The sequence below is a fragment of the Pseudomonas sp. CGJS7 genome (genome assembly GCF_036961695.1).
In genome coordinates this window covers 1-13,006 of sequence record NZ_JBAMDI010000208.1, presented here as the reverse complement: position 1 = coordinate 13,006, position 13,006 = coordinate 1, and the positions used below count along the sequence as shown (strand labels likewise).

Annotated in this window: 3 protein-coding genes; all 3 read left to right on the top strand. The window is 67.0% G+C overall.

Annotated elements, in window-relative coordinates; genetic code table 11:
• The first annotated feature begins 71 nt into the window (after positions 1-71).
• On the top strand, positions 72-9,536 hold the full coding sequence (locus tag V7787_RS50455) for an HSAF biosynthetic non-ribosomal peptide synthetase/polyketide synthase (protein WP_336095065.1): 9,465 nt from the start codon (positions 72-74) through the stop codon (positions 9,534-9,536).
• Positions 9,526-11,268, top strand: coding sequence for a phytoene desaturase family protein (locus V7787_RS50450; protein ID WP_336095064.1), 1,743 nt, complete (start codon positions 9,526-9,528; stop codon positions 11,266-11,268). Before V7787_RS50455 ends, V7787_RS50450 begins: the two co-directional genes overlap by 11 nt.
• A gap of 13 nt (positions 11,269-11,281) precedes the next feature.
• A partial coding sequence (locus V7787_RS50445) for a phytoene desaturase family protein (protein ID WP_336095063.1) occupies positions 11,282-13,006 on the top strand: 1,725 nt, incomplete at its 3' end.

Here is a 13,006-nt window from a genome sequence, read left to right as displayed (position 1 = left end):
GTGATCGCCAGACGCCCTTCCCTACCGCACCCACCCTCTACGCCGGCCACGCAATAACTAAGGACTCGATCATGACGGACTCCAGCAAGAAGACCGCCTCCAGCGAAGCCCCGAACGACGACGCCGCGGCCCACGCCGCCGCAGCCGATGCAGCGACGCAGGCCACGCCGAAATCGATCGAAGACCGCATCGCCATCGTCGGCATCGGTTGCCGCCTGCCCGGCGGCGCCAGCGACCATCGCGCGTTCTGGCAGAACCTGATCGAGGGCAAGGACTGCCTCACCGACACCCCGCTCAACCGCTACGACGTCAAGACCCTGGGCAGCGCCGACAAGAGCAAGCCCGGCCGTCTGGTCGGCGGGCGCGGCGGCTACATCGACGGTTTCGACGAATTCGATCCGGCCTTCTTCGGCATCAGCCCGCGCGAGGCCGACTACATGGATCCGCAGCAGCGCAAGCTGCTGGAAGTGGCCTGGGAAGCGCTGGAAGACGGCGGCCAGAAGCCGCTGGAACTGGCCGGCAAGGACATCGGCGTGTTCGTCGGCGCGTTCACCCTGGACTACAAGATCGTCCAGTTCGCCGATCTGAGCTTCGACACGCTGGCCGCGCACACCGCCACCGGCACGATGATGACGATGGCGTCCAACCGCATCTCGTACTGCTTCGACTTCCGCGGCCCCAGTCTGTCGATCGACACCGCCTGCAGTTCTTCGCTGGTCGCCGTGCACCTGGCCTGCCACAGCCTGCGCCGGCGCGAGACCAGCCTGGCCCTGGCCGGCGGCACCCTGCTGCACATGACCCCGCAGTACACCATCGCCGAGACCAAGGGCGGGTTCCTGTCGCCGGAAGGCAAGTCGCGCACCTTCGACGCGGCCGCCAACGGTTACGTGCGCGCCGAAGGCGTCGGCATCGTCGCGCTCAAGCGCCTGGACGATGCACTGCGCGACGGCGATCCGATCTACGCGGTGATCCTGGCCAGCGGCGTCAACCAGGACGGCCACAGCAACGGCATCACCGTGCCCAATCCCGATGCGCAGGTCGCGTTGATCAAGCGCGTGTGCGAGGAAGCCGGGATCGAACCGGGCAGCCTGCAGTACATGGAAGCGCACGGCACCTCCACGCCGGTCGGCGATCCGATCGAGGCCAAGGCGCTGGGCCGCGCGCTGGCGATCGGCCGCGAGCCCGGGGCGAAGTGCTTCGTCGGTTCGGTCAAGACCAACATCGGCCACACCGAAGCCGCCGCCGGCGTCGCCGGTTTGATCAAGACCGCGCTCGCGCTCAAGCACAAGACCATTCCGCCGCACATCAACCTGAAAACGGTCAATCCGGACATCGATCTGGCGTCGATGCCGTACCAGATCCCGACGCAGCTCACCGCCTGGCCGGAACACGACGGCCCGGCCCGCGCCGGCGTCAATTCGTTCGGTTTCGGCGGCACCAACGCGCATGTGGTGCTGGAAGAAGCGCCGCGCCGCGAGGTCGCCGCAGCGACCGCGCACGACAACGCCGCGCACGCCGGCGGCGTCAGCGGCGGCTACAACATCCTGCCGCTGACCGCGCGCGACGCGGCGGCGTTCCCCGAGTTGGTCGCCGGCATCCGCGCGGAGTTGGCGCGCGAAGGCGAAGCCGCCATTTCGCTGGACGATCTGGGCCACACCCTCGCCCACCGCCGCCAGCACCTGGACGCGCGTTTGTCCATCGTCTACGACAGCCGCGAAGCGCTCGACCAACGCCTGGCCGAGTTCGAACAAGGCCAGGCGCATCCGCACATCGTCGCCGACGAACGCCGCGGCGCCGCCACGCCCAAGCTGGCCTGGGTGTTCACCGGCATGGGCCCGCAGTGGTGGGCGATGGGCCGGCAGTTGTTCGAGCACGATCCGATCTACCGCGAGGTGATCGAGCAGTGCGACCGCGAACTGTCCAAGCACGTGGACTGGTCGCTGATCGAGGAAATGAACGCGGCCGAAGCCGATTCGAAGATGAGCGACACCTGGCTGGCGCAGCCGGCCAACTTCGCGGTGCAGATCGCGCTGGCGGCGATGTGGCGGGCCAAGGGCATCGTGCCCGACGCGATCGTCGGCCACAGCACCGGCGAGGTCGCCGCGTTCTACGCCGCCGGCGTCTACACCCTGGAACAAGCGGTCAAGGTGGTGGTGCACCGCAGCCGCCTGCAGCAGAAGCTGGTCGACACCGGCAGCATGCTCGCGGTCAGCCTGAGCGAGGCCGAAGCGCTCAAGCGCGTGGCGCCGTACGGCGACCGCGTCTCGGTGGCGGCGGTCAACAGCCCCACCGCGATCACCCTGGCCGGCGATCAGGACGCGCTGGCCGAACTGGCCGCCAAGCTGCAGGCCGAACAACTGTTCGCCAAGTTCCTGACCGTGCGCGTGCCGTACCACAGCGCCAAGATGGATCTGATCAAGGACGAATTGCTGCAATGCCTGGACGGGCTGGCGCCGCATCCGGCGCAGTTGCCGCTGTACATGACCGCCAAGCCCGGCATCGCCCAGGGCCATGAGCTGGACGCGAGCTACTGGTGGGAGAACGTGCGCAACAGCGTCGGCTTCCGCGCCGCGATCGACCAGATGGCCGACGACGGCTTCGACCTGTTCCTGGAAATCGGCCCGCATCCGGTGCTGGGCCACTCGATCAACGAATGCTTCAGCGCGCGCGGCCTCGGCGCCAAGAGCGTTCCCTCGATCCGCCGCCAGGAAGACGAAGCCGCGCGCTTCGCCGCCTCGCTGGCGACGCTGCACAACCTGGGCGTGGCGATCGACTGGAACGCGCTGCATCCGCGCGGCCGCCACATCACCCTGCCGCGTTATCCGTTCAAGCGCGACCGCTATTGGGTCGAGCCGCGTCCGGTCGAACAGATCCGCCTGGGCCAGCTCGACCACCCGCTGCTGGGCCGGCGCATGGCCAATGCCGAACCGACCTGGGAAGCGCGGCTGGACGCCGAGCATCAGCCGTATCTGCAAGACCACCGCATCCAGGGCAACGTGCTGTTCCCGGCCGCGGGCTATATCGAAATGGCCGCGCAAGCGGTGCGCGCGATGACCGGCGGCGCCTCGGCCGCGATCGCCGACATCGAATTGCGCAAGGCCTTGTTCCTGCCCGACAGCGAAGCCGTCGCCACGCAGCTGTCGTTCTCCTCCGACGGCGCCGCCTTCAACGTCTCCACCCTCGCCGCCGACGGCCAGGAGCGCACCCTGCACGCCAGCGGCAGCATCCGCGCCAGCCAGGGCCGCCGCGACGGCGCGCCGCTGGATCTGCGCGCGGTGCGCGAACGCACGCCGCTGTATCTGGCGCGTTCGGCCTGCTACGACTCGCTCGCCGCGATGGGCTATCACTACGGCCCGGCGTTCCAGGGCATCGAGGAAGTCTGGGTCGGCGCCGACGAAGCGCTGGCGCGGATCGCGCCGACCGAACAACTGCAAGGCGGCGCGGCCGAGCATCATTTCCACCCGGCGATGCTCGACGCCTGCTTCCAGGCGCTGCTGACCCCGCAAATCCTGCAACGCCAGAACGGCGACGCCGCCGACACCGGCATCCGCCTGCCGCTGTCGATCCAGGAAGTGCGCACCGACGCGATCGGCGACCGCGCCCTGTGGGTGCACGCGCGGATCACCTTCGACGGCGGCGATGAGCTGATCGGCGACATCCACGTCTACGACGAACACGGCGCGCCGCTCGGCAAGGTCAGCGGCTTCCGCGCCGCCAACGTCGAAAACGCCTCGGCCAAAGTCGGCCTGAGCACCATCGACAATTGGCTGGCCGAAACCCAGTGGATCGAACTGGGCGAACCGGCGGCCGCCGAGGAAGGCGGCGACACCGGCGCGTGGCTGATCTTCGCCGACGAAAGCGGCGTCGGCGACGAACTGGCCGCGCTGGCCGCCGACCGCGGCGAGCGCGCCCATCTGGTGCGTCCGGGCAAGCGCTACAAGCTGGAGAAAGACCTGCGCGAATCCTCGGTGACGCCGGGCGCGCTCAAGGATCTGCAGCGTTTGTTCGCCGATCTGGACAAGCACGGCGTCGGCCGCTTCGAGCGGATCGTGCACCTGTGGAATCTGGATCAACCCACGCTCGATGAAGTCGACGCGCGCGGCCTGCACAACGGCAACAGCCGCGGCGCTTACTCGCTGATCGCGCTGAGCCAGGCGCTGAGCGCGGCGCATCCGCACGGACGTCTGCACATCGTCACCCGCGGCACCCAGGCGGTGACCCGCGGCGATGCGGTCGAACCGCTGGGCGCGCCGGCCTGGGGCATCGGCCGGGTGCTGTGGTATCAGGAATTGGTGGCCCAGCGCGGCAAGCTGATCGATCTGGCGCTGACCGCCGATCACGACCCGGCCGTGCGCGTGGCCGAAGCGGCGCAGTTGCGCCGCGAAGTGCTGGCGGTCGACGAAGACGAAATCGCCTTGCGCAACGGCAAGCGCTACACGGGAAGGTTATTGCCGGCTACAGAACTAACCAGGCCGCTGCCGCTGCGGTTGCGAAGCGACGGTGCTTACTTGGTCACCGGCGCGTTCGGCGCGCTCGGCCGGCTGCTGTGCCGCACCCTGGTCAAGCGCGGCGCGCGCAAGCTGATCCTGGTCGGCCGCAGCAAGCTGCCGCCGCGCGCGCAGTGGCGCGACACCGATCCGGACACCACCGTCGGCCGCAACGTGCGCTTCCTCAAGGAACTCGAACGCCTCGGCGCCGAGCCGATCCTGGCCCAGCTCGACATCACCGACGAAGGCGCATTGCGCGGCTGGCTGGCCGATTACCGTCAGCGCGACCTGCCGCCGATCCGCGGCGCCTTCCATCTGGCCGGACAAGTCCGCGACACCTTACTGGCGGAGATGGAGCGCGACAGCTTCGACCCGGTGTACGAGCCCAAGGTGGTCGGCGGTTGGCTGTTGCACAAGTACCTGGCCGACCAACCGCTCGAACACTTCGTGCTGTTCGCCTCGATCGCCTCGCTGGTGACCACCGCCGGGCAAAGCAACTACGCCGCCGGCAACGCCTTCCTCGACGCCCTCGCCCACCACCGCCGCGCCCAAGGGCTGCCGGCGCTGGCGCTGGACTGGGGCCCGTGGGCCACCGGCATGATCGAAGAACTCGGCCTGATCGATCACTACCGCAACAGCCGCGGCATGAGCTCGCTCTCGCCCGACGCGGGCATGGACGTGCTCGAACGCGTGATCGGCCAGGACCGCGCCCAGTTGCTGGTCGCCACCGTAGTCGATTGGCCGATCTTCCTGGCCTGGTACGCCTCGCCGCCGCCGTTGGTGACCGAACTGGCCAAGCGCGGCGCCAGCCACAGCGGCGGCGAGCACGGCAGCTTCGTCGAGGCGTTCCGCGACGCCGACGCCGACGGCCGCTGGAGCCTGCTCAACGAGCGCTTCCACGGTTTGATCGCGCAGGTCATGCGGATCAAGCACGAGCAGATCGACGCCGACGCCAGCCTCAACGCGCTCGGCCTGGACTCGCTGCTGGCGATGGAACTGCGCGCGCGCATCCACACCGAGCTCAAGGTCGCGCTGCCGGTGGTGACCCTGCTCAGCAGCTCGACCATCGGCACCCTGGGCGAGCAACTGCATGCCGCGCTGGTCGATCTGGTCGCCGCCGGCGATGAGGACGACGGCAGCTCGCAATACATCGCCCACAGCGACGAAACCCAGTACCCGCTGACCCAGAACCAGAACGCGCTGTGGTTCCTCAAGCAGCTCAACCCGGACGGGTTCGCCTACAACATCGGCGGCGCGGTCGAGGTGCGCACCGAGCTGGAACCGGAGTTGATGTTCGAAGCGGTGCGCGCGCTGATCGCGCGCCATCCCAGCCTGCGCGCCAACTTCATGCTCGACCGCGGCCAGGCGGTGCAGAAGATCTCGGCCGAGGCCAAGTACGATCTGGCCCTGTTCGACGCCCAGGACAAGAGCTGGGACGAGATCTACCAGCAGATCATCCGCGAGTACCGCAAGCCCTACGATCTGGAACACGACGCCCTGGTGCGCTTCCGCCTGTTCAAGCGCGGCAAGGACCGCTGGGTGATCATGAAGGCGGTGCATCACATCATTTCCGATGCGATCTCCACCTTCACCTTCATCGAAGAACTGCTGGCGATCTACGAAGGCCTGCGCCGCGGCGAGAAGGTCGAACTGGCGCCGGTGCGCTCGAAGTACCTGGACTTCTACAACTGGCAGAGCAAATTCCTGGCCGGTCGCGAAGCCGGCAAGATGCTCGAATACTGGAAGAGCCACTTGCCCGAGGAAGTGCCGATCCTGGCGCTGCCGACCGACAAGCCGCGCCCGATCGTGCAGACCCACAACGGCGCCTCGGAGTTCTTCACCCTCGACGGCGAACTCAGCGCGCGCATCCACAGTCTGGCGCGCGAGAACGGCGTGACCGTGTTCATGGTGCTGCTGGCGGCCTACTACGTGCTGCTGCACCGCTACACCGGCCAGGACGATGTGATCGTCGGCAGCCCGGTGATGGGCCGCACCCAGGAGGAATTCGCGCAAGTTTACGGTTACTTCGTCAACCCGCTGCCGCTGCACGTGAATCTGTCGGCGCAGCCGAGCGTGTCGGAGCTGCTGGCGCAGGTGCAGCAGATCGTGCTCAACGGCCTGGACAATCAGGAGTACCCGTTCGTGCTGCTGGTCGAGAAGCTCGGCCTGCAACACGATCCCAGCCGCTCGGCGGTGTTCCAGGCGATGTTCATCCTGCTCGCGCACAAGGTCGCGACCGAGAAGTACGGCTACCGCCTGGAATACATCGAACTGCCCGAGGAAGAAGGCCAGTTCGATCTGACTCTGTCCGCGTACGAGGACGAAGCCGACCAGCGTTTCCACTGCGTCTTCAAGTACAACACCGACCTGTTCCTGCCGCAGACCGTGCAGCGCCTGGCCGGGCACTACGTGCACCTGCTCGACGAACTGACCCGGGTGCCGGCCGCGGCCTCGATCGCCCAGTTGCAACTGCTCGGCAGCGACGAACGCCGGCAGGTGCTGGAACAGTGGAGCGGCGCGGAAGAAACCGCCGAGGCGCTGCGTCCGGTGCAGCAATTGATCGCCGATATCGCCAAGGCCAAGCCCGACAGCATCGCGGTGTCGGCGCCGAGCGAATCGGGCGTCACCCGCCAGCTCAGCTACGGCGAACTGGAGCGCCGCTCCAACCGCCTGGCGCGCAAGCTGCGCGAGCTGGGCGTCGCCGGCGGCACGGTGGTGGCGCTGTGCCTGGACAAGTCGCCGGAACTGATCGTCACCCTGCTCGCGGTGCTCAAGGCCGGCGGCGCCTACCTGCCGCTGGATCCGGACTATCCGGCCGAACGTCTGGCCTACATGGCCAGCCATGCCGGCGCGCGCTTCGCGGTGGTCGATGAAGAACGCCGCGAACGCCTGTCGGGTTGGAACGGCGAAGTGCTCACGCCCGACGATCTGCACTTGATCGCCGACGCCGACACCGACGCCTCGCCGGTGCAATTCCAGGTCGCGCTCGACGACGCCGCCTACGTCATCTACACCTCCGGTTCCACCGGCAAGCCCAAGGCCGTGCGGGTCACCCACGCCAATCTGGCTTCGGCCTATGCGGGCTGGGAGCGCGAGTACCGGCTGGATGAAACCCACGCCCATCTGCAGATGGCGAGCTTCTCCTTCGACGTGTTCGCAGGCGACCTGGTCCGCGCCTTGTGCTCGGGCAGCACCCTGGTGCTGATCACCCGCGAACTGCTGTTCAACACCCAGCGCCTGTACAAGATCATGCGCGAGCAGCAGGTCGACGCCGCCGAGTTCGTGCCGGCGGTGGTGCGCGGGGTCATGGACTACTGCGAACGCGAAGGCGAGCGGCTGGACTTCATGCGCCTGCTGATCGTCGGTTCGGACGTGTGGAAGGTGGAGGAATACCGGCGCCTGCGCGCGCTGGCCGGCGCCGACACCCGGGTGATCAATTCCTACGGCCTCAGCGAAGCCACCATCGACAGCACCTACTTCGAGGGCGACGCCGCCGATCTGGAAGCCAGCCGGATGGTGCCGATCGGCCGGCCGTTCCCCAACAGCGCGCTGTACATCCTCGATGCGCAGCAGCAACCGGTGCCCGCGGGCGTGCCGGGCGAGTTGTGGATCGGCGGCGGCGGCGTCAGCGCGGGTTATGTCGGCGACGATGCGCAGACCGAGCAGCGCTTCCAGAACCTGCCGCTGGGCAGCGGCGGCGAAAGCATCCGCGTCTACCGCAGCGGCGACTTGGCGCGCTGGAGCGCCGACGGCGAAGTCCAGCTGATCGGCCGCGCCGACAACCAGGTCAAGGTGCGCGGCCACCGGGTCGAGATCGGCGAGATCGAATCGCAGCTCGCCGCCTGGCCGGCGATCGGCCAGACCGTGATCAGCGTGCGCGAGGACGCGCGCGGCGAGACCGCGCTGTGCGCCTACTGCGTCGCCGCCGACGCCGGCGAGGTCTTGAACTGGCGCGCGCTGCGCGAGCATCTGGCCGCGTATCTGCCGACCTTCATGATCCCGACCCACTACGTCCAGCTCGACGCGCTGCCGCTGTCGGCCAACGGCAAGGTCGACGTGGCCGCGTTGCCGGCGCCCGACGCGGCAACCGAGGACGCGTTCGAAGCGCCGGTGACCTTGTACGAAGTGCGCATGGCCGAGCACTGGAAGCAGTTGCTGGGTCTGGAGCAGGTCGGCCTGCAGCACGATTTCTTCGAAGTCGGCGGCAGCTCGATCAAGCTGATCGAACTGATCTACAACCTGCAGACCGAGTTCAACATCGCCATCGCGGTGAGCCAGCTGTTCAAGGTCACCACCTTGCACGGCATGGCCAAGACGGTCGAAGCGATCAGCCTGGGCCGGGTCGCCGGCGCCCAGCCCTACCTGCGCTTCAACCAGGGCCAGGGCCACGAGCAGACCATCTTCTGCTTCCCGCCGGCCGGCGGCCACGGTCTGGTCTATCGCCAGCTCGCGGTGCACATGCCCGAGTACGAGTTCGTTTCGTTCAACTACATCCTCGGCGACGAAAAGGTCGCCAGCTACGCCGACCTGATCGAATCGATCCACGCGCCCGACGGCCACTGCACCCTGTTCGGCTATTCGCTCGGCGGCAATCTGGCCTTCGAAGTGGCCAAGGAGCTCGAACGCCGCGGCCGCGAAGTGCCCAACGTGGTGATCATGGATTCCTACCGCATCCCGGAATCCTTCGAGCTGGGCAACGAACACTTCGAAGCCTTCGAACGCGAACTCACCGAGCACCTGCGCAAGCACACCGGTTCGGAAGTGCTGGCCCAGGACACCCTGGAACAGGCCAAGGACTACATCCGCTTCTGCAGCCAGACCCCGAACCTGGGCACCATCGCAGCGCCGGTCAGCGTGATCTCCGACGAAGACAAGCTGGTGTTCTACGGCACCGGCCAGCGCGGCACCTGGCATGGCAGCTCGACCACCCGCAGCCAGGTGTTCAAGGGTTTCGGCAAGCACGCCGACATGCTCGATCAGACCTACATCGCACTCAACGCGGCGTTGGCGCGCGACATCCTGGTCGGAGAACAGACCCATGTCGCGTGACACCGGCCCGGACTGGAGCGACCGCGCGCCGCGTCCGGGCGGCAAACCGCGGGTGATCGTGATCGGCGGCGGCGTCGGCGGTATGGCCACCGGCTGCTACGCGCAAATGAACGGGATGGAATCGCGGATCTTCGAAACCCACGTGCTGCCGGGCGGTTGCTGCACCGCCTGGTCGCGCAAGGGCTACATCTTCGATTACTGCATCGAATGGCTGATCGGCACCGGCGAAGGCAACGACGCCAACCAGGTCTGGCGCGAACTCGGCGCGCTCGACGGCAAGAGCGTGCGCGACTTCGACATGTTCAACAAAGTGGTCGACGAGCACGGACGCTCGGTGACCTTCTACAACGATCCCGACCGCCTGGAAAAACACCTGCTGGAGATCTCGCCGGCCGACGCCGAACCGATCAAGGCCTTCTGCGCCGACCTGCGCCGGTTCGTGCGCATCCACATGTACCCGTTCCTCAAGCCCGATCCGCTCAAGAGCCTGGGCGAACGCTTGCGCACGATGCTGGAGATCCTGCCCTCGTTCCGCCTGTTCTGGCGCAATGCCGCCACGCCCATGCACGACTTCGCCGACCGCTTCCAGGATCCGTTGCTGCGGCGCGCGTTCCGCAACATCTTCTACCAGGATCCCGAATCGTTCCCGGTGCTGCCGTACCTGTACAACATGGCCTGCGCCCACAACCGCAACGCCGGTTTCCCGCAGGGCGGCTCGCTGGGTTTGTCGCGTTCGATCGAAGAACGCTACAACGCGCTCGGCGGCACCTTCGGCTACCGCTCGCGGGTGGACAAGATCCTGGTCGAGAACGACCGCGCGGTCGGGGTGGAACTCAAGGGCGGCGCCCGCCACTACGCCGACTTCATCGTCTCCGCCGCCGACGGCTACACCACCATCTACGGCATGCTCGAAGGCAAATACACCAGCCCGACCATCGACACGCTCTACGATGAGATGCTCAACAAGCCGGGGATCCTGTTCCCGGCGGTGGTCTCGGCCTTCGTCGGCCTGCACGGCGATTTCGATCCCGACGATTCGCACAGCACCACCTACATGCTCAGCCAGGAAGAAGGCGCGCAGCTGCCGGGCGCGTTGCAGAACAGCATCGTGGTGCAACTGCGGTCGCGCTACTCCGACGGCTTCGCCCCGCCCGGCCGTTCGGTGATCCATTGCACCTACTTCAGCGACTTCAACTACTGGCGCAAGCTGCGCACCGAAGACCGCAAGCGCTATTGGGCGGAAAAACGCCAGGTCGGCGAATTCGTTCGCGGGTTCCTGGAGAAACGTTATCCGGGCATCGGCGAGCGGATCGAACTGGTCGACGTGGCCTCGCCGGCCACCACCAAGCGCTACACCGGCAACAGCAACGGCAGCATCCTGGCGTGGAAGGCCTTCAGCGACGCCGAGGACCTGGCCAACAAACTGGTCAACAAGGGCCGCATGCAATTGCCCGGGCTCAAGGGTTTCTACATGGCCGGCCAATGGGTCGGCCTGGGCGGGCTGATCCGCGCTGCTTCCACCGGCCGCTTCGTCGTCCAGTACATGTGCCAGGAACTCGGCCGGACCTTCGAAGCCCGCGAAAGCGCCAACGCCGAGCCCTGGCACACCGACAAGCTCGGCCAGTTCCCGCAGCTCGACAAGCAACCGCCCATCGACCGACCCGCGCGCACGCCGCGCGGCGAGGATCCCGCGTTCGCAGCCGCGACCGCCCTGCACGCCACGACCGTCTGACAGGAGCCCTGCCATGGCGCAGACGCAATCCAACCGCGAAAGCATGATCATCATCGGCGCCGGCCTGGGCGGCTTGTCCACCGGCTGCTACGCGCAGATGAACGGCTACAAGACCCAGATCTTCGAAATGCACGAAATCCCCGGCGGCTGTTGCACCGCCTGGGAGCGCGGCGACTTCACCTTCGACTGCTGCATCAGCTGGCTGCTCGGCAACGGCCCGGGCAATGAGATGCACCAGATCTGGATGGAACTGGGCGCGCTGCAAGGCAAGCAGATGCGCCACTTCGACGTGTTCAACATCGTCCGCGGCGCCAACGGCCGCACCATCTATTTCTATTCCGATCCCGACCGCCTGGAAGCGCACCTGCTGGAGCATTCGCCGGCCGACGCCAAGCTGATCCGCGACTTCATCAAGGGCCTGCGCAGCTTCCGCAAGGCGCTGGCGGTGTATCCCTTCCTCAAGCCGGTCGGGCTGATGGGGCGTTGGGAACGCTGGAAGATGCTGGCCTCGTTCGTGCCTTACTTCAACGCGATCCGCAAATCGATCAGCGTGCTGATGACCGACTACTCGGCCAAGTTCAAGGACCCGTTCCTGCGCGAAGCCTTCAACTTCATCCTCTACGAAAAGCACCAGAACTTCCCGGTGCTGCCGTTCTATTTCCAGTTGGCCTCGCACGCCAACCTGTCCGCCGGCGTGCCCGAGGGCGGTTCGCTGGGTCTGGCCAAATCGATCGAGGGCCGTTATCAGCGGCTGGGCGGCCAGGTGCATTACAACCACAAGGTCGAGGAGATCCTGGTCGAGAACGACCGCGCGGTCGGCATCCGCCTCAGCGACGGCCGCGAGATCTTCTCCGACATCGTGGTCTCCGCCGCCGACGGCCACACCACCTTGATGAAGTTCCTCAAGGGCAAGTACCTCAACGAGACCTATCGCAAGCTCTACACCGAGACCATCGAAAAACCGCACATGGTGTTCCCGGGCTACTTCATCACCTTCCTCGGCCTCAACAAGCCCTTCCCCGAGGGCGAGCCCTGCACCACCTACCTGCTGGAAGAGGAAGAAGCGGCCGAGATGCTCGGCATCCGCCATCCCAGCATCAACGTGCAGTTCCGCAGCCAGCACTATCCGGAACTGGCGCCGAAGGACCACAGCATCGTCTACGCCACCTACTTCTGCGACATCGCGCCGTGGCGCGCGCTCAACGAAGGCCCCGAGCAAGTCAGCCGGGTGCGCAAGGGCGAGCAACTGCACACCCTGCCGGTACGCCGCGGCCACGAGTACCACGCGGCCAAGCGCAAGGTCAGCAACGCGATGGTGCGCTTGCTGGAGAAGCGCTACCCGGGCCTGAAGGACGCGATCACCGTGCGCGACGTTTCCAGCCCGCTGACCCAGGTGCGCTACACCGGCAACTACGACGGCACCGTGCTGGGCTGGCAGCCGTTCGTGGAAAGCGGCGAGACCATGGAAGAGGAGATCAAGAAGCACGGCCCGGTGATGCCCGGCCTGTCCAACTTCTACATCTCCGGCGTGTGGGCCACCACCGGCGGGCTGATCCGCGCCGCCGCCGCCGGCCGCCACGTGATGCATTTCGTCTGCAAGGACGACGGCAAGTCGTTCAACGCCAGCATCGACGAAACCGCGCCGCCGCCGACCCACCGGATCGTGCCGGTGGGCCCGCGGGAAAAATCCGGGCCGCGTCCCAACGAGTACCCGGAACTGGCCGCCGCGGCGCGGTCG

Excerpts from the sequence above, each read along its gene's own strand:
- V7787_RS50455 (WP_336095065.1), top strand. The coding sequence starts at position 72 with ATGACGGACTCCAGCAAGAAGACCGCCTCCAGCGAAGCCCCGAACGAC.
- V7787_RS50450 (WP_336095064.1), top strand. The coding sequence starts at position 9,526 with ATGTCGCGTGACACCGGCCCGGACTGGAGCGACCGCGCGCCGCGTCCG.